This window comes from Mesorhizobium sp. WSM3224, assembly GCF_000427725.1.
GTDB lineage: Bacteria > Pseudomonadota > Alphaproteobacteria > Rhizobiales > Rhizobiaceae > Mesorhizobium.
In genome coordinates this window covers 549,260-571,239 of sequence record NZ_ATYO01000001.1, presented here as the reverse complement: position 1 = coordinate 571,239, position 21,980 = coordinate 549,260, and the positions used below count along the sequence as shown (strand labels likewise).

Here is a 21,980-nt window from a genome sequence, read left to right as displayed (position 1 = left end):
CTTCAGCGCCTCATCCCTTCCCCGCAGTCCCGTCCAGATACTGCGTCAGCGCATAGACCAGGTGGTAGAAGATGCTGGCGGGCACCTCGGTCGCCAGTGAGCGGCCGCGCTCGTCGATGCGGTCAATCCACAGGCCGAGCGGGGCGGGGTCGATGTGCCAGCGGAACAGGCGGCCGACGCGCGCCTCGATCTCGGGCTTGAGATCCGGCCCGCCCGACCCGTCCAGTGCGATCGCCGCCTTCACCGCCTCGGCCTGCGGCCAGCCGCGCGAGACCGTGTCGAGCGGCAGGCCCTGGCGGGAGACCGCGCCATAGGCGAGGCCGGTGGCGCGGTTGAGGCCGTTGGCGATGGCCGAGGCATAAAGCTTGCGGGCGAAGGCGGTGAGTTCGCTCTGGCCGCTGCGGGCGGCGAAATCGACCAGCAGCGAGGCCCATTCAAAGTGGTGGCCAGGCTCGGTCCATGTCCCCTTCTCGCCCGCCGCCGGCTTCCAGCCCTCATCGAAATATTCGCCCAGCGTCCAGCTCTCGGCATCGAAGAAATGGCTGCGGAAGAGGTCGATGATGCGCGCGGCCCGGCGCAGATAGGCGCGCTCGCCGGTCGCCTTGTGCCAGGCGAGGAAAGCTTCGAGCAGATGCATATGCGGGTTGGAACGCCGTTCCTCCGCGCCGTCGGAGGTTTCCAGAAAGCCGGTCATGCGGCTGTCTTCGAGATGCGCATCGAGGAAGGCAAACGTCTCCTCGCCGAGCCGCAAGGCGGCGGGATGGCCCGACATGTGGGCGTGCGCCAGCGCCAGAAGCACGCAGGAATGGTCGTAGGCGTCCTCGACCGGATCGGCGACCGAGCCGTCGATGTTGAGCGTACGCACCCAGCCGCCCCGCTCGGTGCGGCCCTGACCGGCCATGAAGTCGATGCCGTGCGCAATCAGACGGTCCGCCGGCCCGTCCCAGCCGCGCTCCTTGGCAACCGCGAAGGCGTAGACCTGGCGCGCCTGCGTGCGCATGCGCTTGGGTTTCATCAGCGCTGAGGCATCGAAGCCGAGCGCCTCGTGGAAGCCGCCATAGTGCTGGTCAACGCCCGACGTCGACCATAGCGGCAATGTCTCGTCGAATAGCCAGTGGCGCACGCGTCGCTGCCAGGCGCCGCTCTCGATGACGCGGTCGGGCGCCGGCGTGAACCTCGTCTCCAGCCGGCCGGATTTCTCCAGCTGCTCGACGATCTTCTTGACGTGCTGACTGTGGCTGACCGGCGCGACGAACGTGGCATCGGCTGTCGAAACGATCGCGACGTCCTTCATGCCGATCGCCGAAAGCAGGCGGCCGTCGCCGCGGATATAGGAGTTCTCGCAATCGATGGCGACGACGTCGCCGACGATGACGTTGCCCTGCCCGTCGGACGGGCCGACATCCAGCAGCGACTGCCAGGAGCCGAGATCGTTCCAGCGGAAGCCGGCTGGCACCATGGCGATGTCCTTCGCACGCTCCATGATGGCGTAGTCGATCGAGGTCGAGGGGATGGCCGAGTAAAATTCCAGCGGCATATAGAGACCGGAAAGATCGCTGGTCGCCGCCTTGTAGGCGGCTTCCGTCGCTTGCCAGATCTCCGGCGCGAGGGCAGCGAAGGCATCGCGCATGGCGCCGGCGCGAAACAGGAAGATGCCGGTGTTCCAGTAGAAACTGCCGGCCTCGAGATAGGACTGCGCGGTGGCGAGATCGGGTTTCTCGACGAAGCGCGAGACATCGAAGACGCCGTCCCTGTCGGCCCCGACCTCGATATAGCCATAGCCGGTCTCGGGTTGAGTAGGCTTGAGGCCGAACACCACGAGGCGGCCGGCATTTGCAGCGGCCGCGCCCGCCTCGATGCTTTGCCAGAACTGACCAGGCGTCGAGATCTCGTGGTCGGACGGCACGGCCAGCACCAGCTCGTCGCCATGTTCGGAGAGCGTGCGCAGGCTGGCAAGCGCCACGGCGGCCGCGGTATTGCGGCCCGTCGGCTCGAACAGCGGCCCGCCGCCGGCAAGATCGAGGCCGGCAAGGTCGGCATGGACGCGCTCGGCGTGGCGTTCCGAAGCGATCAGGAAGATCGGTGTCTCGCCCTGGGACCGCGCCGCCAGCCGGCGCAAGGTCCTGGCCAGCATCGAGCCATCGCCCGAGAAGTCATGGAACTGCTTGGGATTGTCCTCGCGCGACAGCGGCCACAGCCGCGAACCGACGCCGCCACTCATGACGAAACTGACGATGCGCTGGCTCATGAACGACCCTGTCAAAATCCGGCTCCGATGGGGTCGGACTTATGATAAAGCCTTTAAGTCCCCCTTTAGCCGACAGCCAAATCCTATGCCATTCAGGCAAGCTTCGCGAAAGAAAGGAAATGCGACAGAAGGACTGCCATTGCCGCTTGCAGGATCGGAAAGCGGCAGCTATAAGCCCGCGGTCTGGTCACGGAGTGTAGCGCAGCCTGGTAGCGCACCTCGTTCGGGACGAGGGGGTCGCAGGTTCAAATCCTGCCACTCCGACCAGAAAAAACAATGGGTTAGCGACACCGACTTTCGCTACCCCACAGATTTCCCCACAGAAATAAAAACCAGTCAGCCGCCCGGTCTGCCTCCAGCACGCAAACGGCAGGAGCGGGACAACCCCTGCCGCTGGGGAAACTTAAGGCCAAAGCCGGCTCCGACATTTTTCCCGATTGAGGCCCTGCAGCCCTACCAGTTCGACGGCCAGAACTATGTTTCGGTTCGCAAGCTCCTGGATTTCGAAGCTCAGAGGGGAAAAAACAGCCAAGCCGATCAGCACGATCGATCCGGCGTTCGCGACAAGGCGAGCCGAACCCGATCGGAAAAGTGCTGGTGGCGTGCGGCCCCTTCTTCAGCGTCGCAGCGTCGACGAGGCGCAGGCGCGACCTTCTCGCAAAACTTGTCGAACTTCAGTCTCTGTGACCCTATCGCCTTGAGGCGCAGGACGAAGAATACGGCGGCCGTGCGAAAGCTTGTTGTTGATGTCCTTTTCCTCGGCCTCAATTGCGGCCAGCTATCAGCCAGATCGGCATAGCTCAGGCTCTGCAGCTTCAACTTGGCCTTGAGGAGCCCGCAGACCAGCCGTTCCCCTCGGCCTCCGTCATCCCAATATTCTGCGCCAAACATCTCATGCGACCCATTGCGCTATTCGCTTAGATATCCGACCTAGGAAGTATATTTTTCCAAAAAAATCTCGTGTTATCTGTTGAGTTAAACTTGTTCGCTTCTATCTTAGTGAGTATAATTTGAGTTAGGCATTTATCCACTTTCACTAAAAATTACCGGGAAACCCACGACGTGACTATCGGCCAGACAACGGCGAACGTGCCGAGGGATGCCCTTTCGGAGTTGGACCTGCACTACAACGAGGAGGATTTCCGCGCTCTCAAGCATGGGCGCACCTGGCCTGCGCAAGGAACGGGATGCGGGACGACTGGTCACCGAAATGATGGCTGGAAAAGAATGCCAATATGAGGAAAAGATGTCGAGGACTTCGAAAGGGACACGTCTTGTCTGGCGCGATGAAAGCAGAAAGCACAACGGAGCCTTGCGCAGCCGGGCCGGCTGGTTCATCCGCGACGGCACAACCTTCATCAGCGCTTGCGGCGGCACCGGCGACCGCGAACGCGCTGAAAAGCGGCTCGCCAGTTACATCACCGAAAAGTACAAGCCGGTCCGCTCCCGCGGTCGTGATCCGACAGCCGTCGCGATAGCTGACGCCGTTGGTGTCTACCTGACAGACGTCGCGTGCGGCCACGCCAAGCCGAAAGAAACCGCTAACCGTATGGTCGCGGTGCTGAACTGGTTCGGCGACATGATGATTGGCGACATCGACGGCAAGACCTGCCGCGACTATGCCAAAGCGCACGGCGGCGGTGCCGCCGCGAGGCGGCAGCTGGAGGACTTGCGGGCAGCGCTGAACCACTATCATCGGGAAGGCTATGTAACCTCGACGCCGCCGATCGTGTTGCCAGCGAAGTCCGCGCCGAGGGACCGCTGGCTGACCCGTGATGAGGCCGCAGCATTGCTTCGCGCCGCTTGGCGCATGCGTCAGTCCTGGAAAGGGCAGCCCAGCAACCGTCGCACGGGACGCCACGTCGCGCGCTTTATCCTCGTCGCTCTGTATACCGGCACTCGTTCGGCCGCGATCTGCGGCGCGGCCATCCGACCGACTGACGGAGCAGCCCATGTCGATCTCGAACGCGGCGTCTTTTATCGTCGTGCAGTAGGTCGCCTCGAGACGAAGAAACGCCAGCCGCCGATGCGCCTGCCCGATCGCCTGCTTGCCCATCTACGGCGATGGGCGGTCACGCGGCTGGAGATCAAGACCAGGGGTCGCGGAAAAAGTGCAAACATCGGCCGAATAATCGCTCACGACTACGTCGTGGAGTGGAACGGCAAGCCCGTCCAGTCGATCAAGAAAGCTTTCCGCTCAGTGGTCGAAGCTGCCGGGCTTGGCTGGTACGACGATGCCATAGCGCCCGACGGCAGCGTCAAGCGTTTGTTCCGCACGGACGTGACCCCGCATGTATTCCGCCACACGGCAGCTACCTGGCTGATGCAGCAGGGTGCCGATCCCTGGGCGGCCGCCGGCTTCCTCGGGATGACCGTCGAGATGCTGATCCAGACCTATGGCCACCATCACCCCGACTTCCAGGCAGATGCCGCCGAAGCGATCGTCTCCAAGGCGCGCTCGCCAAGCCTCCCAAAAAACGTCGTGAGGATATGGCGCGATGGACAGAAGGCGAACGCCTCCGCCACTCCCCCACAGAAAACTCCACGGTTAAGTCGCAAACAAAGGTGAACAGAAGCCGCCAGCCATGACATGAAATGCCGGAGGCCGTGTTCGGGATGCCGATGTACATCATTGACGGCAGACACAAGAAACTGGTCCGCCGCAGCCCATCCAACCCCGACCAGATGGCGCTGCGGCGGACACCAACTCAGGGGGAAAACTGTAACTGTAACCCATGTATCCGGTTCAAAGGGTAACCATCTATCGGCTGGACACTGGATTGCTTCCTTCGAGTAGCACGCCTCAAGCAAGTGATGCGTCAAAGGGTGATAGCGTCCAACTCGTTCTGCTAGGGCGGCAGTCACTGCCGCTTGTGCTCCTTTGGCCATTGGCACACACGCCGCTGGCCCCGTTGTCTTATGCACTGTCGGATAAAAATCCATGCGCGAGTTGCTGGAATGGGTCTAACGAAAGCTTGCGCTTTGTGAGTGTGTTGGACTCGCAATCGTATTCGCCATCCTTCTGGCAAGGCCAATCAGCCGCAAAACGGCACGTTTCGGATTTGATTCAAGCCAGACAGCTTTGATTGAACAGAGACTGTTATGGCCATCAAGAGGTTTCCATGCCGTCGCATCAATGGTGACGTTTCGTGCGAAGCTCTCACCCGCCAGCGTGATGCCTCGACCTAGCTGCACATTGAAGATGACACTCGCCTGGCCACCTTGGCACATATTGACAGTTGGGCGGCGTCCGTCGGTAACGAAACCTTCCAGCGTGGTGAAATCCAGCAGCGGTCCGCTCGTTGCGGCCGGCACGAGCAGTTGCATCCCCGCAAGATCTGCCCACGTGACCACCCGCTTTTCGGCAAGCGAATGACCAGCAGCTACTAGAACGAAGATACGCTCCTGCCACAACAACTCGGCGCGGCAAGAGGTGACGTTGCCGAGCCCTGGCGCAAACACGATGTCGAAGTGCCGACGGCATACGGCCGTCAGGCATTGTTCGCGTACAATATCCTCAATGGCCAAACTGACATTTGGACAGGATTTGCGGAAGCGATCGATAAGGCGCTTCAGGAATTCTCCACCCCCCACTGCGCACAGCCCAATCCTGAGCGTCTCTGCGTCCCTATGGTTGCGGGCGTCCCGAAAAGCTTGCTGCAAACCGTCGTAATGTGTCCGAGCGAGGTCGGTCCAGGCGCGCCCTGCCTCGGTCAATCGCACGCCGCGAACGTCGCGCTCGAACAACTGCATCCCCAAGAGCTGTTCGAGTTTGACGACGTTGCGACTTACGCTGGATTCACCGACTTTCAGCACGGTTGCAGCCCGCCGCAGACTACCGCAGTCAGCGGCCACAAAGGCGCAGGCCAGCAACTGAAGGGCGTTGCCGGTATTCGTCATGAGGGCCCTCTGCGGATATCGTCACGATCATGTCTGTTTAGGCGAAACGTGTTCGGGTCGTCCTCCATACGCATCGCGCCAATGAGGTTGCATTTGCGCGCATGACTGGGTCGGTCTGGAGGGGGCATCGCCTGAGCATCACCTTTGCTGCAAGGCGGCAGTGTAGTCGGCGGTGGCCTGATATAAGCCGGGTTCGTAAACATACTCATTTGGAATGGCGGGGTCTGCCATCTGCGAAAGGTACATGTTGAGATTTTGACTATTATTGCTCGCAGCAAGGCTGCAGAAATTTCCGCTATTCCAGGTCATCACGCAGTGATTGAAACGCGCGCCCGCCGCGTCGAACATCTCTTTCAGCGTCACTTCGTTGTTGAACATCGTCTTTAGCACTGCGTCCTTCTTCTTCTCGATTTCGTCTTGCGGGAAGTAGCGCGTCTTGAAGCCGAAATCCTTCTGCCGCTCGCGGCGCTTGTAGTCGTTCTCGTCAGCCGCACGGAACTTTTCGACGAAAAGGAAGATACCTCCTTCCTTGAGATGCTGGGCCACAAACTCGATCTGCTTCACTCTGTTTGGCGAGTACATTTGGAAGGTAGTATCCTCCAGAATGAAATCGAATCCGGACGCGAACTTTGCCAGCCGCACGTCTGAGCTAAGAACGTCCTTGGTCAGCCGATGAAAGGGCCCGACGAAGAACTCGGCAGCCGGCGGCTCGCCATATGCCATGAAGCACTTGTAGTTTTCCGCGTTGGGGCTGCACGAGAGGCTGCGGATCCTTCCACCGGACAACTCGGACAGGGTCCTGGCCATGGTGCCCTCCGCTGTCCCAAGGCTGTATAGCGACAGCGGCGCTTCGCGGTAGCGCGCGTATTTCAGTATGGCGTATGCCATTCGGCATTCCTCCTCCAACCGATAAGGAATGCTGCCGTGATAGTGCTGGTCGAAAAAGCCTTGTCGGGCCGCGTGCAGGCCGACAAGACCGCGAAGAAGCTCGTCGCTAGGCAGCAGCCGAGAATCGACCGCCGGCTTGCGGATAGGCATTCCGTTTTGGCCGGCGGCAGTCGCCGCAAAGAAGTCTTTGAGCTCGTTGATCCGCGGTCCGCGGTCGCATTCAGCCAGAAACCCATCGAGTCCGCGCATTGCAGTATGCCTCCACAACCGTTTTTCGGTGAGACGCCTAAGCTCGACGGAGAAGTAAAGATTAGCTCGACTTAATATTCCAAGCAGTCGAGTATAGGCGGGATGGACGCATAGACCGGCATGTTGCAGACGGCTTTCATCCGAGTGCCGTTTTTTCTCTAAAGCCACATCTTCTACCAACCCAGAATTATTTGTGATTTGTCCGGCAACCTATGGTTCGGCACAAAGCATCAGGCGATCTTCTCGCAATGTGGAGGCCGTTTCGATTGGCGGAAACCTTTTGCCTGGACCCGAACAAGATGCGCCCTTCACGGCACCAGACGCTGGCCCATCAGTATGAGAGCTGGGGAAACATACGAGCCGACCTAGTCAGCAGGACGGGGCTAAAACGACAGGAGACAAGGATTTCTCATCCCCGGCATATGTTCCTAATGAACCTAAAAGGTGCTGCGCACCGCGGAGAAGACTTCATCGATGGACGTCGGATTTCTTTCTCGGCAAGGCGGCCAGGTTCGATAGTCTACATTCCCGCCGAGAGCGAGTGGACCGGCTGGGATGAGGGCGACGCAATTGCATCCTACCTGCTGGTATCAATCGAACGGGAATTTGCCGAACAGACTTTTGGAGGATCAACATTCTGCCGCGCGGCGGAACTGCCACCATGGATCGGTTTTCGTGACAGCACCATAGAAGCGGCACTGCAGAGAATAGCCGCCGAGCTCAGATATCCCGATCCGATCAGCGCGACGATGGTGGAGGGTCAGGTCGCGCAATTGTTCGTGCAGATGGTCAGGTTGAATCGAGCCGCCCATCAGCCGGCAAAGGGCGGTCTTTCGGCTTTCGATCTCAAGCGAGTGCTGGCAATGATTGAATCGTTGTCGGACGAAAGGCTCACGCTGGCCGAGCTGGCAAGAGAGCTTGGTATTAGCCGATATCATTTCAGCAGGGCTTTCAAGCAGTCCACGGGGATGACCCCACATGCATTCATCGCACGGCGTCGACTGGAGCAGTCCGCGGAGATGCTTCGATCGACCAACTTGTCGGCAACCAGGATCGCGATGGAATGCGGCTTTGCCAGTTCAAGTCATTTGACAATCGCGTTCAAGCGCGCGTTCGGCGCCAATCCGATCGAATTTCGACGCAAGTGCAAGACATAGAACCCGACGGTTTGGCTGATTTGAGCAAGGAATTGAAAAGTCCGGCATCGCTGTAAAGCAAACTTGGCAGCAGCATGTATGAGAAGCGGCCGAATGGTTGGACGCGCCGCCCATGTCAGAGGCATGCCAAGTTTGTTGTAACCAAAGGCCGTCAGTCCGGTCCCGGGCGTTCCTCGGATTCCTGATCAGTACGCTGTCGGCGGCTGTCGGACGAAACGGCTATTACGTTGCATCCGCTTGGATCCTTGTCGAGGCGGGGTGCGGAAGCACCAGTGTGGCGACGGTGCTTGCGATCGTCAGTTTGGCCGAACTCGTGGCGAGCCCTCTCGTCGGCGTGGCGACGGACCGATTTGACCGGCGGCATCTGATTATCGCGGCAGACCTCACACGCTTTGTGATATTGCTCGCCACAGCTTGCGCCCTTCCCTACAAAGCAACGTTTCTAATAATCTGCCTCTCGGCGGTCCTCTTCGCCTTTTGTGACCGTGTCGCTCTTACCGGTTCGCAGTCGGTGATTCGCGCCATGGCGCGAGGCGGCGATCTCGTGGCCTCAAATTCCATTGTTTTTTTCGTCATGCAATTCGGCTGCCTCGGGGCGGCTCTGCTTTGCGGACCCTTGCTCAGCGAACGCTCCCCTGCCCTGGCGTTCACCGTCCTTGCTGTTTTCTTCCTTGTTTCAGCAATCAGCCTGTCCATGATACGGCTCGAGCCGGCGTCGGGCAGCTTCATAAGGGCCAGAAGCCCCGCCCTGGACATTGACGCGGGGCTACTGCGCCTCTTTGCGGTGTATGCGCTCTCATACGCTGGCGCGGTCCTGGTCAGCGTGATGGGATCAGCCTTCATTTTCGAAGAACAAAGGGGCACCGCTGCCGATTTCGGCCACCTCGAAGCGACATGGTCGCTTGGCTCGCTGATCGGAGCAGTTCTTGCCGCTAAGCTGACACGAATAGTCAGTGCTCATGGACTGCATTTCGCCCTTTTGGGCGCATCTGCGCTCTCGCTGATGGCATTGCTAGTTATGCCCCTGCCGTGGTCGCTGATCGTCTTCGCCGCACTTGGGGTTCTGTACAATCTTGGGCGTGTCAGCGTTGAGGTCACATTGCAGTCGCGAGTATGCGATAGTGCATTAGGCAGAGCCAAAGGCGTCATGCATAGTTTCGCTGTGACGTTGGGATTGTTCATTTTCAGCATCACTGCGGTTGTGGGAGATCATGTATCTCCTTCGACAGTCTTCTTTGGCTTCGGAGTGGCGCTCCTCATCAGTGCTTCTTTTTTGAGCAGAAGTGTCGCGCAGCAAAAGGATGAACCGTGAGGTGGACGAGCTAGCAACAGACGCCGACGCCAAACGGGCAATCTTCGGGTCGCTGGCAGCGCTCTACCCGTGGACGAGACCTTTTCAGTCCCGACCGGTCCGCGACTATGCGTTCCGCCTCTTCGAAACGCCGGCTGCGGGTCCCATGCCAGAAATCCGGCTCCGGTCCTTCGCCAAACTGCTCGACCTCATCAGGAAGGCGGCGCGACGAAACGGCTTGTCGAGGGACACCGCCGCGGAAATCTGCAGGGATTTCGAAAAGCGCCGCGTGTTGCAAACAGGTCCACATTTGTTTCTCCTGATGGAGCCCGAAGCCTACTACACGCATCTCTTCAGCCTCCTCGGCCTGTCGGTCCATGGCTGCTCGACCTATGTTTCCTACGCCGTTTCGACGGTGAGCCTGGTTGAAAAACCGCGCAAGGGGCCAGGCTGGCTCACCTTCGATGGGAAACCTATCAACGTGTTCGGCCTCAGCCGAAGCCGGATGATCGGATACAGCCTTCTGGCCGGGCCGGGATCCTACCGTTTCGAGATGGTTCCTGCGAAACCGAACGCTGAAGGAGACGCACTCGCGCTGCTTCGCAGCCTTCTGCCGAAATCGCAATTCGAGCGGCCAGCACATGCCATCAAGGCAGCCAATCTCAGCCTTTGGCCGAAGCTGTTCGGAAGCCGGATTGCCTTCCTCCAGATGGACGACGAGGATATCGCCGACTTGGTGGCAGACCATCTATCAGACGAGGATTCCTGGCTACGAAAGAGGCTGATTGAAGACCCGAAGCTCGCTTCGAATATCCTGGCCGAGACCGACAGGCTGGCGGCCAGCCCCTGGAGCGGGTGGCTTGCACGCGGTACCGATTTCTTCTGGCTTTATGAAAACGGCAAGCGCCTGCCGCTGCGGCTGCGGGGCGGGGAGCTCGTACACCTGGCGACGGGAATGAAGGTGGCCCGATTCGCGGCCCCAGACATTCTTGAGCGACTTGCAAACCGCAGCCTGATCCCCAACCTTTTCCTCGTTTTCCTCGTCTTGTCGATCCTGCCCGGCGTGCGCGCGCTCGGAGGAAGTCATCAGCCTATTTACTATCCTCTGATGCGCTACATTTTGTGTCGCGCGCTCACGGCCTCGAACGCCGATCCGGATTTTCGACATGCGCTGGCAACGGACGATTTGCCGGGAGCGTGGGGGCACAGGGTAATTGAGTGCGAAGATGATCCGTTGGCTTGTTTGCGCGACACAAACTGCAAAGAGACCAGCCATATGATCGAGCGGATCGGTGATGTCTCGCTCATGAACGTGTGCGGAAGCATGAGGAGCTTTGTTTCCGACCCTTCTTGGCTCGAACTTCACAGACGACTTCAAGATCGAACGGTCGCGCCCACTGATGCGGAATGGCGGTTTGCTGCGTCCTGATGAAGGCTCCCTTCCTGCAGAGGTTTTAGCGGCGCGCCTTTCAATCCAAGGCCTGCCAATTGTTGAAGATCGGAGATAGTGAAGAGTGGGCCCACGCCGCTCGAACACCCATCGTGACGCGAAGATGTCTGACAGGGCCTTGCAATGCCGGTGATGATGACGCTATATTGCGTCATAATTGTTGGCATTGTACGGAGATACCCCAATGGGCCTTGCACAGTATGCGGATGACGGGTTGTTCGCGCCCAAGAAGATCGCGGACGCTTTCCGAACCACGAGCGAGGAGATCGCGCGTACCGCGGGTCTAGGGAAAGACGCGGTTCAGCGCCGAGAGCGGGTGCGTTCAGACAAGACGCAGCGCCGCCTGCGCGAGATGGTAGAGATCGTGAACAAAGTCGAGCCACGATTTGGCTCCGCGCTCATGGCCTATGCTTGGTATCGCTCCGAGCCGCTGCCGGGATTTTCGGGGCAGACGGCCATGCAGCTCGTTCGTGAGGGACGGGCCGATGAGGTCCTCAACTTTATCGACGCGGTTGATGCGGGGGTTTACGCCTGAGCATCGTCGCGATCTCCTATTCGGGCCGGCTCTACCGCGCCCTCAACCCAGTGTATGCCCGCGAGCCCATGTCGGGACGCGGTGCCGAACTTTATGGAGGGCGTTTCAACGCCAAAGGGGTGCCGGCACTCTATGCGTCGACTTCGGTCCTGACGGCTTTGCGCGAAGCCAACCAGGTTGGCGATCTGCAGCCGACAACACTGGTTGGCTATCGTGCCGAGATCGAGGCCGTCTTCGATGCGGGCGACGCCACTGCTCTTGCCGCAATGGGCCTAGATGCGTCGACCCTCGCCGACCCGACATGGCGCGATCAGATGACAGACCATGGCGAGGCGCATACACAGCGATTTGCCCGCGAGCTCGTCGCGCAAGGCTATAATGGCCTGCTCGTGCCGAGCTTTGCCAAGGGCGCCGCGATCGGCGACTTGAATCTCGTTTTATGGCGATGGGGTGACACTGCCCCGTCCAGGCTCGAGTTGATCGACGACGAGCACCGGCTCGGTTGATCTAGGTGACAAGTTCCTCGGAACTACCATGAGGACCGCAGTGAGCGGCAGGCCGAGGAACGGTCGTTCCATGAAGCGGCAGGGCGGCGATTTCTCATCCGATCGGTGTTTTTCAAGGCGTATCCAGAATATCGAAGATTATGCCTCTCGAAGGGATGGCCGTGTGCATCAGTATTTTTTTGATGCACACATGGCGCGTAATAGAGAGACATGGAAATTGTAGCTCACAGTCGTCCGGCTGTCGTGGCCTATGAGGACCTGCTGCGTCTTCATCTCAACGAAAGGCCTCCTATCTGGTCGGCACCATCGAGGCGCGACAGCGCAACGGACGAACCTATCTCTACGAGCGCTTCCGGATCGGGACCGAGGTGATGAGCCCGTATCTCGGCGAAGACAAACCGGAGCTACGTGCGCGCCTGGAACGCGCGGCCAGTTGCTGGACCTGCGCGCTTGCCGCGGCAGCTAAGGACGCCACCACCGATCAGGGTCGTCCCGCACGCCAGTATCTTTTCGACCTGCTGCTCAAGCCCGGCGAGGAGAACCTGTTCCGGCTCGACGCCAATCCAGCGGCGCGCACCTATCACCTGCCGCTGATGCCGCTGCCTGCCGGCGACAACCCGATCACCAACATGCAGTGAGCAAGTTCCTGCGTCTGACCGACACGCAGCTCTTCCTGTTGCGGCAATGGGCGGCGGGCATTTTCATCAACGAGATGGATGCAGGCTTCGCTGCCGCCATCGACTCGCGCGTCACCGAAGGTGCATCCAGTTCGCAGGCGCTAACTTGCTCCTACCGTGCTGGGCCTCACGAGGGGGCGAGCCTTATCTCGCTGTAACGGAAGCTCCGAAAAATCCAGCTTCGAATTCGGCCCGCAGCTCGTCTTCGCGTCCGAGATACCGCGGCGAAAGATGCATCTGGTGGGCGGCGATCACGCCGGCCTGCCTGGCGATCGCGCCTGCCTGCGCGGCGGTCAGATGCTTCTTCGACGCTGCGAGGTCTCGGTCTTCCTCCAGGAACCCGGCTTCAATGAAAAGCTGATCGGCGCCGCGCGCCAAGTTGGCGAGACGTGCGACGTTCTGCGGACCGAAGGCTAAATCGGTTGCATAGGCGATGCGTTGGCCAGGCGCACAGACCAGTGCCTGAGCCCGCAGCAGTTCCCCAAGCGTCATCTTCTTGCCCGCACTCGGCGTGAACTCGGTAGCCGCATCGGAGCCGCGTCGCACCGCCCGCTTGGCGTTTGTGAGCCACGGTCCGACGGGAAGACCAAGTTCGTCCAGACGCGACCTGTGCACGTTCACCCGCAGTTTTTCCTGGAAGGCAAAGGCCAAGCAAGGAATACCGTGATCGAGCGTAACTGCTTCGATCACGAACTCCGGATCGTCCAGGGGGAACTGAGTGCCCGGGTTCTGCCAGTCCTCCCGCGCGAAAGCCCTGCGCGCCCGGAAGGCGGCTGCGGTGGCAAAGCCTTCTTCTGTCCAGTCAGAGGCGAAGATCGTAAAGTCCTGCGAACGCTCATTGAGGAGGTTCCACGTGTAAGCCCTCAGCTTGGCCTCAACGGCATCGGCCAGTCCGGGCGGACCGATGATATGGACCTGCTTGTCACGATAGAGCGACACCCCGAGCACACGATCGAACCCGCTGAAGTGATCCATGTGCATGTGCGACACGAACACGTGCGAAACCCGAAGGATCTCACGTGGCGAAAGCGCCGACAGATCGCCGAGGTCAAACAGGACTGCCCTGTCGCCGAAGCGGAAGTCGAGAAGCAGTCCCGGGTCAGAAAACGGCTCGTTCACCAGGCGCGGCTGGACGAGAAGCGTCATGGAAGAGATGGCGACAGTTGCATCCTCCAGAAATTCAGGACGCGTACCGTTCGTTCCGTCGGCCGGTCCCAATAGGCGTAGCGACGCTTGGGAGGACCAATCACAGCAAACTCTCACTTTTATGGGGTCTACCCTCTGTCAAGATGGCGCGACGGATGCGGGCGATGCCACTGTTCTTGCCGCAATGGACTTAGGCCCTCGCCGACCCGACATGGCGCGATCAGATGAGAGACCATGGCTATGGACATACACACCAAGTGCCCGCGAGCTCGTCGCGCATGGCTATAATGGCCTGCTCGTGCCGAACTTCGCCAAGGGCGCCGTAATCGGCTACTTGAATCGCGTTCTATGGCGATGGGATGACACTGCCCATCCTCACTCGAACTGATCGACGACGAGCACCGGATCGGTTGAGCTAGGTGGGCGCTGCCCGCGGTTCCTCGGGCCTAACACCATCGACGTCGCGCCCCAGAACTGTTCGATCTCGGCAAGCTGCCAGTGCTTGTCGGCCAGTTCGTCCGAAAAGGCGCGAATGTCGTGCCCTCGCGCGAACGATAGGCCGCCAGACGCCGCTCGCCAAAGCGCTTGAACGAATTACGAGGCACTTGACGCGATTGCAATCGGGTTCATGCTCGGCGGGCGCGGCCTGCTTCCCTCGCTTCACTCGATGTCGTCGCGGATGCAAGCCTTTAGGTGCCGGGGAACGACCTCAGTCAAGACGGGCGCCGCGACTGCGCAGCCATCGATGGCGTACGGACAACGTGTGCGGAAAACGCAGCCCGACGGCGGATTTGCCGGGCTCGGTATGTCGCCTTTGAGAACCTGTCGCTGCCGTTTGACGGCGGTGTCGAGCGAGGGGATCGCGGAGAGCAGAGCCCGCGTGTAGGGATGTCGCGGTCTCGCATAGAGCTCAGCGGCCGGGGCCACTTCCATGATCCGCCCGAGATAGAGCACCACGACCGTGTCGCAGATATATTCGACCACGGCGAGGTCATGCGAGATGAACAGCATCGTCAGACCAAGGCGAAGCTTGAGGTCGTGCAGGAGATTGACGACTTGCGCCTGGATCGAGACGTCGAGCGCCGATACCGGCTCGTCGGCGACGATGAATTCCGGCTCGAGCGTGAGAGCGCGGGCAATGCCGATGCGCTGCCGCTGACCGCCGGAGAATTCGTGCGCATAGCGGTCGAACGCGTCCGCGGGCAGCTCCACCGCTAGGAGAGCCTCCTTCGCTCGCGCGCGCCGCTCGGCCTTGCTGCCGATGCCCTGGATATCGAGCCCTTCGGTCAGGATCTGTCCGATCGTCATGCGAGGCGAGAGGCTGGCGAAAGGATCCTGGAAAATGTACTGCATTTTGCGCCGTTGTCGGCGCAACTCGGTCGCGCCGAGCTTGGTGATGTCGGCCCCCTCGAATCTGATCTCGCCTGAGGTCGGCTCGATGAGTCGGAGCACCGAGCGACCAATCGTTGTCTTGCCGGAGCCGGATTCGCCGACGAGCCCGACGACTTCGCCACGCCCGATATCAAATGAAACATCCTGAAGTGCCTTGACCACCGGACCACGTGAAAAGGCTTGGGGCGCGAAGTGCTTGGTCAGGTTGCGGACAGAAAGATAGGGGGCCGGCATCGCTAGAGCTCCTCCCATCTGAGACACCGGCTCTCCTGGCTCGGCGGCACCTGATGGAGCGGCGGCACGGCGGTCCGGCAGGCATCGATCGCCATGCTGCAGCGTGGCGCGAAGGCACAGCCCTTCGGCAGCATGGCCAGCGAGGGAACATTGCCGGCGATGGTGGGCAGCGGAGTGCCGGCGGCCTTCAGCGCGGTCGCCTCGCCGAGGCGCGGCGCCGAGCGTATAAGGCCGGCCGTATACGGGTGACGCGGATGCGAAAACACCTCCGCCACCAGTCCGGATTCGACAATGCGTCCGGCGTACATGACGGCGACCCGGTCGGCGATCTCGGCCGCGACGCCGAGATTGTGGGTGACGAAAAGAATGCTCATGCCGCGCTCGACCTGCAGCTTTTGCAGAAGCTCCAGGATCTGTGCCTGGATGGTCACGTCGAGCGCCGTCGTCGGCTCGTCGGCAATGAGCAGCGTCGGGTCGCAGGCAAGCGCCATGGCGATTGTCACGCGCTGGCGCATGCCGCCCGACAACTCGTGCGGATATTGGAGCGCCCGCCGTTCGGGATCCTGGATGCCGACCTGCACCAGCAGTCGCACGGCATCCAGCGCAGCCTCGCGTCGCGATTTGCCAAGATGGACGCGGATCGGCTCCGCGATCTGCTCGCCGACCGTGAAGACCGGGTTGAGGCTGGTCATCGGCTCCTGGAACACCATGCCGATGTCGTTTCCCCTGATGCGTCGCAACCCTCCGGCATCGAGTGTGGTCAGTTCAGTTTCGGTGCCGTCCTTGCGCCTGAGCCTGATCGATCCCTCGACGATCTTGCCGACGCGCCGCGGAAGCAGGCCCATGATCGACAGGCTCGTCACCGACTTGCCGGATCCTGACTCGCCGACGAGCGCGACGGTTTCGCCCGGCGCGATCGTCAGGCCGACATCCTGGATGGCGGCGATCTCGCGTCCGGCGATGCGGAAGGCGGCGCGCAGGCCGGAGACGGCGAGGGTAGGCGCGCCCACGACTTCAGCCAAGCAATCCGACGTCGCGCAGGATGACGTCGATCTTCGCCGCCTCTTCGTCATTCAACGTGCGCTGCGGGCGCGCCATCGTGTGCGAGGCGATGATCCCCAGGCTGCGCATCGCCGACTTGAAGGCGCCGACGCCGGCCGAGCCGGCGCTTGTGCGGCCAAGCGAGATCGTCACGATCTCGAAAAGCTTCAAGAGGCGCTCCTGTTCGGCCCGAGCAGCCTTGTGGTCACCCGCCTGCAAGAGGTTCCAGAGCTTGACGTAGCCACGCGGGTCGACATTGGCGAGCCCCGGAACAACGCCATGGGAGCCCATCGACAGCGCGGTGTCGACCATGATCTCCGACCCGGTCATGCCGAAGAAGCTGCGATCGCTGGCCATATCCTGTAGCACGTAGCGGAGATTGCCGTCGTCGCCGCTGGAGTCCTTCAATCCGGCCACGATCCCTTCCCTGGCCATGGTCACGATCGTCTTGCGCTCCAGCTTGACGTGGACGCAGACCGGAATGTCATAGGCTATGATCGGGATATCGACCGCATCCTTGATGTAGCGGAAGTGGTCGATGATTTCGGGCTGGCTGGTCCGTGTGTAGAACGGCGCGGTGACGACGATGGCATCGGCACCGGCCGCCTTGGCGATCCGGGAATGCTTGATGACGCGATCTGTCGTCGGGTCGATGACGCCGACGAAGAGAGGCACTCGCCCGTTGTTGGCCTTGACCGCATGCTCGACGATCGCCTGGCGGGCGGTTTCATCGTGGAACACAACCTCGCTGGTCGAGCCGAGCACGAACAGGCCGTGCACGCCACCATCCAGGAGATTTTCGACACCCCGTGTGAAGGACGGGAAATCGACGCTGAAATCGGGATTGAGCGGGGTGACGACGGGTGGCACGACGCCAGTAAAGAGAGGCATTTTGAACCTTTTGGTCAGTTGAGATCGGATCTGGGGTCGAAGGCGTCGCGCAGGCCGTCGCCGATGAAGTTGATGGCCAGAACGGTGAGCACGAGGGCCGCGCCGGGAAACATCCATTGCCAGGGATACTGCTCCAGCACGATGGTCGAGCGGGCGAGGTTGAGCATGTTGCCCCAACTGGCCTCGGGCGGCGGTATGCCGAGCCCAAGGAAGGAGAGGCCTGCCTCCAGCAGGATCGCGTTGGCGATCTGCAAGGTGGCGTAGACGACCAGTATGTCGATCGAGTTCGGCAAGCCATGGCGTAACAGGAGGTGCGGCATGCGCGCGCCCATCCCGCGCGCCGCGACGACGAAATCGCGTTCGCGCAACTCCATGAGGCGCGCGCGGACCATGCGCGAGAGCACCGGCCAAGACAGCAGTGAGATGACGAGAATGGTCGGCATGATCCCCGTCCCCGCGATCGAGGCGAGCACCAGGAGAAAGATCACCGGCGGCGAGGTCATTGCGAGATCGACGAGGCGCATGACGGTGCTGTCGACCACCCGGCCGCCGAAACTTGCGATCGCACCGACCAGAAAGCCAATGACTGTCGAGATTGCGACCGAACCCACAGCAACGATCAGGGAGATGCGGCCGCCCTGCAGGACACGGGCCATGACGTCACGGCCGACCCCGTCGCTGCCCAGCCAATGCGCAGTCGACGGGCCCTTGTTCATTGCCCTGAGATCGATTGCGTTCGGCCCGATCGGCCACCACAGGTGATAGGTCGAGACTGCAAGCAGGATCGGGATCAGGATAACGAGGCCGGCGCGTGCCGCACGGTTTGCGATGAAGCGGCCAAATGCGCGACGCAGTGGACCTTTTGTCCGTGGCACTCCCTCTCCCATGCTTGTGGTCAGGGCCATCACGACACCCGAACGCGCGGGTCGACAAACGCATAGGCGATGTCGGTGAGAAGATTAACGAGGATGACGCAGGCGCCCACCACCAGGGTCGCGCCCATGATGACCGGATAGTCGCGGGTGCCGACGGCGTTCACCAGCAAAAGCCCCATGCCCGGCCAGTTGAAGACGCTCTCGAGAAAGATCGCCCCGCCCACCGCGATGCCGATGGTCGAGCCGATCAAGGTGATCACGGGAAGCAGGGCGTTGCGCGTCGCATGTTTCATGATCACCCAAAACTCGCGCACGCCCTTGGCCCGCGCCGTGCGCACATAATCCTGACCGAGAACCTCAAGCAGCGAGGAACGCATGTACCGCATGATCATGGCCGCATGGCCGATCGACAGCAGGCAGGCGGGAAGAATGAGATGTGTAAGCACGTCAAATACCGAGAATGGCGTCCCGGGCGTCTGCATGCCGCCGGATGGAGCCCAGCGCAGCAGAACCGAGAAGAAATACAGGCCCAGCAACGCGGTCAGGAACGCCGGACTGGAAATGCCGACAAACGACAGCACCGAAAGGGAAATGTCGGGCCCTGCGTTGCGTCGAACAGCGCTGACGATGCCACCGGCAATTCCGACGACAATCGCTATTGCGAGGCCGGTCCCCATGAGAAGCACCGTCGGACCGACGCGTCCCAGCACTAGCGGAAGCACCGCAACGCCGCTCCGCTGGATCGAATAGCCGAAATCTCCCGACAGGGCGGCGCGAAGCCAGCCGAGATACTGGATCGGCAATGGCTGGTCGAGGCTGAGGCGCAACCGCAGTGCCTCCAGATCTTGCGGCGACAATGGCACCGACGGATTGATGTAGGCGTCGATCGGATCGCCGGGCGCGAGCCGCAGCAGGAGGAAGATCAGGACACTCAGTGCGAGCACCATCAACAATCCTGCGGCGCTGCGGCGGGCGATGAAGCTCAGCATGGCTTTCACGTCTGGCGACTGACCAGGCCGGCACCACGGTGATGCCGGCCTCGGCCGAATGGCGAAGTTATCTATTTCACTGGATGTCCCAGAGTTCGGGATGGGCCGCATAGGGGCCGCCCGCCGGAGCCGGCGTCCACACGAAATCCTTCAATTTCTTGGAAGCGACGCCGTAGCGGTTTGCTACCCACAAGGTCGCCCAGGGCAGGTCCTTGTTCATCGCCTTGCAGACATCCTGCCAGGAGGCGTTGACCTTGGCCGGATCGGTCTGCCCGAGAGCGGCATCAAACGCTGCGCTCAGATCGTCGAATTCGATGCGCATGGTGTTGAAGCCCGCCGGGGGAAGCTGCGACTTGTTGAGGCCAGGATTGAGCCCCGCCGGATTCGGACCATTCTGCAGACCGGCATAGATCATCGGAAACGCATTCCAGTCCGGCGTGCCTTGCTTATAGACGATGCCGTTATAGGTGGGCGTGTCGACGACGCGCGGCACGATGTTGACGCCGACCTGGGCGAGCATCGATTGGATGGCCGCCATGACGTTGGCTGCCTGCGGCGAGCCGTAATAGGTCAGCAAGGTGATCGGCTTGTCGCCGTTGATCTTGTCCCACCCGGCCTCGGCGAGCAGCGCCTTGGCCTTTTCCGGATCGTAGGCGTAGGGCTCCAGCCCTTCCGGCACCAGATGCGGCGCGACGTAGCCGCAGTTCGCGACCTTGGCGGCACCGCCATAGAGGCTCTCGACGATCGCATTGCGATCGATCGCATACATGATTGCCTGGCGTACCTTCAGGTCCTTGAAAAGGTCCACCTTCTGGTTGAGGCCGATGTAGTTGACCACGTAGGAGCCACCTTCGATCAGCGTGAAGTTGCTGTCGTTCTTGAATGTGGCGGCGTCGTCCGACTCGACATAGGTGAACTGGATTTCGCCGGCACGAAGCGCGGCGACGGCCGCCGCCGGATTCTCGAAATAGCGGTTGATGAGCGTGTCGACCTTGGGCTTGCCGCCGCGGTAGTCGTCATCCGCGGAGAGCTCGACATACTGGTCCGTCACATATTGCTTGAATTTGAACGGACCGGTTCCGACCGGCGTCGTCGACCACCATTTGCTGTTGGCCAGCTGTTCGGGCGCGATGCCGGCAAGTGCGTGCTCGGGCAGGATCAGCACCTGGGTGATGACGGCGAGGAAGGAGCCATTGGGCTTCGACAGCTTGATCACCACCGTGCGGTCGTCCGGCGTCTCGACCGATTGGATATCGCCCAGGCGGGCGGCAAACAGGCTGCCCGACGCCTTGTTCCTCGCAAGATCGAATGTGAATTTCACGTCCTTGGAGGTGAAGGGCTTGCCGTCGTGCCAGGTCTCCTTGGCAAGGTTGAATGTATAGGTCAGCTGGTCGTCGCTGACCTTCCAGTCCTTGGCAAGACTGCCTTTTAGCTCGGTCAGCTCGGCGTTCCAGACGACCAGCGGCTCGAAATAGGTGCTGAGCCAGGTGAAGCCGGCGGTCGACACGAGCGGGTTGAAATTCTTGGGCAGGCCGCCCGGGCCGACATCGAAGCCGCCGGTGATGGTCTTGCCGGACTGTGCCTCGGCGACCGTGGCGAAAGCGGTGCCGGCGATCAGCAGCCCGGCAAGGGCCAGACGACGTGCGGTTCTACTTATGCCCATGATTTCCTCCCTTGGCGTTTTCACGTGTTTCGGTTTTTGGCTATGACTTGCTGGATTCCTCGATAGTGATCGTCGAGGCGCTGGCGCGCGCGCTCGACATCCTTGGCCGCCACGGCCTCGACGATCTCGTGATGGTCCCGCCAGGTGGCGAGCGGCGTCGGATTGTCCAGGTTCGCGAAGTTTGATGCCTTGTTGAACGCGATCCAGAAGATGTTGATCAGCGCGCTCAGCATGCGGTTGTTCTGGCAACGGAACAGCGCCTGGTGGAACTGCTGGTCCTCGGCGGCGAAGCTTTCGTTTCTCTCGGCGCGCCGGCGCATTTCCTCGGTCAAGCCGCGCAGAGCTGCGATGTCCTCGGCGCTGATCATCTCGACCGTCTTGCCGATGAGCCCTGTCTCAAGCACGCGCCGCATTTCGCGGAGCTCCTCGACGTCGCGCAGCGAGTCTTGCAAGCCATAAGCGAGATTGTCGAGCAGCGGCTTGAAGGAGAACTCCTTGACGAAGACGCCGATGCCCCGGCGCGTCTCCAAGATGCCGATCGACTCCAGCGCCTTGATGGCTTCACGAACGGAGTTGCGTCCGACACCGAGCTGCTGGGCGAGGAATGTTTCCGGCGGCAGCGCGTCCCCAGCCTTGAGCCTGTTCGCCTCGATGTAGCTCCTGAGGCTCTCCTGCACCGTGACATGCAGCAAGGGCGGGCGGTTGAGTGGCTCGAGCGACTTCATCGCCTGCACGTTTGGTCCTTCCTCCTTGGCCATTTCCGCATGCTTCCACGAAATGAGCGCTGTCGGCTTGTACTGATAGCGACTTGTAGGATATCCTGCAAGCAGTAAAGGAAAGCGCCTGCA

At 61.0% G+C, this 21,980-nt stretch carries 19 protein-coding genes and 1 tRNA gene; 9 read left to right on the top strand and 11 right to left on the bottom strand.

The features are described from left to right. Nucleotides 1-10: 10 nt before the first annotated feature. Nucleotides 11-2,248 carry an AGE family epimerase/isomerase gene (locus tag YU3_RS0102715; RefSeq protein ID WP_027164795.1) on the bottom strand — a complete coding sequence of 746 codons (2,238 nt, stop codon included), beginning with the start codon at nt 2,246-2,248 and terminating at the stop codon, nt 11-13. 190 nt (nt 2,249-2,438) lie between these two features. Here YU3_RS0102715 and YU3_RS0102710 point away from each other — a divergent pair. After that, nucleotides 2,439-2,515: transfer RNA gene (locus YU3_RS0102710), tRNA-Pro, on the top strand. An 889-nt stretch (nt 2,516-3,404) separates the two neighbouring features. Beyond that, nucleotides 3,405-4,817 (top strand): tyrosine-type recombinase/integrase, encoded by a 1,413-nt coding sequence (locus YU3_RS0102700; protein ID WP_245273399.1) that lies wholly within the window; start codon nt 3,405-3,407, stop codon nt 4,815-4,817. Between the two features lie 395 nt (nt 4,818-5,212). On the opposite strand, the gene YU3_RS0102695 is transcribed toward YU3_RS0102700, so the two are convergent. Both YU3_RS0102695 and YU3_RS35905 read right to left on the bottom strand, forming a co-directional pair. Then, nucleotides 5,213-6,148: a LysR family transcriptional regulator gene (locus tag YU3_RS0102695; protein ID WP_027164792.1), complete on the bottom strand. Its 936-nt coding sequence runs from the start codon at nt 6,146-6,148 to the stop codon at nt 5,213-5,215. A gap of 138 nt (nt 6,149-6,286) precedes the next feature. After that, nucleotides 6,287-7,285 carry a class I SAM-dependent methyltransferase gene (locus tag YU3_RS35905; protein ID WP_051333825.1) on the bottom strand — a complete coding sequence of 333 codons (999 nt, stop codon included), beginning with the start codon at nt 7,283-7,285 and terminating at the stop codon, nt 6,287-6,289. Between the two features lie 266 nt (nt 7,286-7,551). Here YU3_RS35905 and YU3_RS0102685 point away from each other — a divergent pair, with 266 nt between their 5' ends. The 7 genes from YU3_RS0102685 to YU3_RS41155 all read left to right on the top strand — a co-directional run bounded on the left by YU3_RS0102685 (nt 7,552) and on the right by YU3_RS41155 (nt 13,059). After that, on the top strand, nt 7,552-8,442 hold the full coding sequence (locus tag YU3_RS0102685) for an AraC family transcriptional regulator (protein WP_027164791.1): 891 nt from the start codon (nt 7,552-7,554) through the stop codon (nt 8,440-8,442). A gap of 112 nt (nt 8,443-8,554) precedes the next feature. After that, nucleotides 8,555-9,754: an MFS transporter gene (locus YU3_RS0102680; RefSeq protein WP_084507896.1), complete on the top strand. Its 1,200-nt coding sequence runs from the start codon at nt 8,555-8,557 to the stop codon at nt 9,752-9,754. After that, nucleotides 9,744-11,162 (top strand): hypothetical protein, encoded by a 1,419-nt coding sequence (locus YU3_RS0102675; RefSeq protein ID WP_036257705.1) that lies wholly within the window; start codon nt 9,744-9,746, stop codon nt 11,160-11,162. Before YU3_RS0102680 ends, YU3_RS0102675 begins: the two co-directional genes overlap by 11 nt. Before the next feature lie 205 nt (nt 11,163-11,367). Beyond that, nucleotides 11,368-11,718: an antitoxin Xre/MbcA/ParS toxin-binding domain-containing protein gene (locus YU3_RS0102670; protein WP_027164788.1), complete on the top strand. Its 351-nt coding sequence runs from the start codon at nt 11,368-11,370 to the stop codon at nt 11,716-11,718. Between the two features lie 11 nt (nt 11,719-11,729). Next, nucleotides 11,730-12,224, top strand: coding sequence for an RES family NAD+ phosphorylase (locus tag YU3_RS0102665; protein WP_027164787.1), 495 nt, complete (start codon nt 11,730-11,732; stop codon nt 12,222-12,224). A 371-nt stretch (nt 12,225-12,595) separates the two neighbouring features. After that, the gene (locus YU3_RS41590) at nt 12,596-12,862 is read left to right on the top strand and encodes a hypothetical protein (RefSeq protein ID WP_027164786.1); all 267 of its coding nucleotides are present in this window, start codon (nt 12,596-12,598) and stop codon (nt 12,860-12,862) included. After that, entirely contained in the window at nt 12,859-13,059 is a 201-nt protein-coding gene (locus YU3_RS41155; protein WP_027164785.1) for a LodA/GoxA family CTQ-dependent oxidase, read from the top strand. The genes YU3_RS41590 and YU3_RS41155 overlap by 4 nt, the downstream gene beginning before the upstream one ends. On the opposite strand, the gene YU3_RS0102650 is transcribed toward YU3_RS41155, so the two are convergent. From YU3_RS0102650 to YU3_RS0102615, 8 genes are all read right to left on the bottom strand, one after another. After that, entirely contained in the window at nt 13,046-14,047 is a 1,002-nt protein-coding gene (locus YU3_RS0102650) for a hypothetical protein (protein ID WP_036257702.1), read from the bottom strand. The genes YU3_RS41155 and YU3_RS0102650 overlap by 14 nt on opposite strands. 660 nt (nt 14,048-14,707) lie before the next feature. Further along, nucleotides 14,708-15,673 (bottom strand): ABC transporter ATP-binding protein, encoded by a 966-nt coding sequence (locus YU3_RS0102645; RefSeq protein WP_027164783.1) that lies wholly within the window; start codon nt 15,671-15,673, stop codon nt 14,708-14,710. 2 nt (nt 15,674-15,675) lie between these two features. Then, complete coding sequence (locus YU3_RS0102640) at nt 15,676-16,746, bottom strand: ABC transporter ATP-binding protein (protein ID WP_084507895.1); 1,071 nt, start codon at nt 16,744-16,746, stop codon at nt 15,676-15,678. Next, complete coding sequence (locus YU3_RS0102635) at nt 16,688-17,605, bottom strand: dihydrodipicolinate synthase family protein (RefSeq protein WP_036257699.1); 918 nt, start codon at nt 17,603-17,605, stop codon at nt 16,688-16,690. Before YU3_RS0102635 ends, YU3_RS0102640 begins: the two co-directional genes overlap by 59 nt. A 14-nt stretch (nt 17,606-17,619) precedes the next feature. Beyond that, nucleotides 17,620-18,492 (bottom strand): ABC transporter permease, encoded by an 873-nt coding sequence (locus YU3_RS0102630; protein ID WP_027164780.1) that lies wholly within the window; start codon nt 18,490-18,492, stop codon nt 17,620-17,622. A gap of 17 nt (nt 18,493-18,509) precedes the next feature. After that, on the bottom strand, nt 18,510-19,469 hold the full coding sequence (locus tag YU3_RS0102625; protein WP_027164779.1) for an ABC transporter permease: 960 nt from the start codon (nt 19,467-19,469) through the stop codon (nt 18,510-18,512). A gap of 76 nt (nt 19,470-19,545) precedes the next feature. Next, nucleotides 19,546-21,132 (bottom strand): ABC transporter substrate-binding protein, encoded by a 1,587-nt coding sequence (locus YU3_RS0102620; RefSeq protein ID WP_027164778.1) that lies wholly within the window; start codon nt 21,130-21,132, stop codon nt 19,546-19,548. A 20-nt stretch (nt 21,133-21,152) separates the two neighbouring features. Then, on the bottom strand, nt 21,153-21,890 hold the full coding sequence (locus YU3_RS0102615) for a FadR/GntR family transcriptional regulator (protein ID WP_084507894.1): 738 nt from the start codon (nt 21,888-21,890) through the stop codon (nt 21,153-21,155). Between the last annotated feature and the right edge of the window lie 90 nt (nt 21,891-21,980).

What these genes read in the sequence shown, in the direction of transcription:
- YU3_RS0102715 (WP_027164795.1), bottom strand. Translation starts at nt 2,248, where the DNA reads ATGAGCCAGCGCATCGTCAGTTTCGTCATGAGTGGCGGCGTCGGTTCG.
- YU3_RS0102700 (WP_245273399.1), top strand. Translation starts at nt 3,405, where the DNA reads ATGGGCGCACCTGGCCTGCGCAAGGAACGGGATGCGGGACGACTGGTC.
- YU3_RS0102695 (WP_027164792.1), bottom strand. Translation starts at nt 6,148, where the DNA reads ATGACGAATACCGGCAACGCCCTTCAGTTGCTGGCCTGCGCCTTTGTG.
- YU3_RS35905 (WP_051333825.1), bottom strand. Translation starts at nt 7,285, where the DNA reads ATGCGCGGACTCGATGGGTTTCTGGCTGAATGCGACCGCGGACCGCGG.
- YU3_RS0102680 (WP_084507896.1), top strand. Translation starts at nt 8,555, where the DNA reads ATGTCAGAGGCATGCCAAGTTTGTTGTAACCAAAGGCCGTCAGTCCGG.
- YU3_RS0102675 (WP_036257705.1), top strand. Translation starts at nt 9,744, where the DNA reads ATGAACCGTGAGGTGGACGAGCTAGCAACAGACGCCGACGCCAAACGG.
- YU3_RS0102670 (WP_027164788.1), top strand. Translation starts at nt 11,368, where the DNA reads ATGGGCCTTGCACAGTATGCGGATGACGGGTTGTTCGCGCCCAAGAAG.
- YU3_RS41590 (WP_027164786.1), top strand. Translation starts at nt 12,596, where the DNA reads ATGAGCCCGTATCTCGGCGAAGACAAACCGGAGCTACGTGCGCGCCTG.
- YU3_RS0102650 (WP_036257702.1), bottom strand. Translation starts at nt 14,047, where the DNA reads ATGACGCTTCTCGTCCAGCCGCGCCTGGTGAACGAGCCGTTTTCTGAC.
- YU3_RS0102645 (WP_027164783.1), bottom strand. Translation starts at nt 15,673, where the DNA reads ATGCCGGCCCCCTATCTTTCTGTCCGCAACCTGACCAAGCACTTCGCG.
- YU3_RS0102640 (WP_084507895.1), bottom strand. Translation starts at nt 16,746, where the DNA reads ATGACGAAGAGGCGGCGAAGATCGACGTCATCCTGCGCGACGTCGGAT.
- YU3_RS0102635 (WP_036257699.1), bottom strand. Translation starts at nt 17,605, where the DNA reads ATGCCTCTCTTTACTGGCGTCGTGCCACCCGTCGTCACCCCGCTCAAT.
- YU3_RS0102630 (WP_027164780.1), bottom strand. Translation starts at nt 18,492, where the DNA reads ATGGGAGAGGGAGTGCCACGGACAAAAGGTCCACTGCGTCGCGCATTT.
- YU3_RS0102625 (WP_027164779.1), bottom strand. Translation starts at nt 19,469, where the DNA reads ATGCTGAGCTTCATCGCCCGCCGCAGCGCCGCAGGATTGTTGATGGTG.
- YU3_RS0102620 (WP_027164778.1), bottom strand. Translation starts at nt 21,132, where the DNA reads ATGGGCATAAGTAGAACCGCACGTCGTCTGGCCCTTGCCGGGCTGCTG.
- YU3_RS0102615 (WP_084507894.1), bottom strand. Translation starts at nt 21,890, where the DNA reads ATGGCCAAGGAGGAAGGACCAAACGTGCAGGCGATGAAGTCGCTCGAG.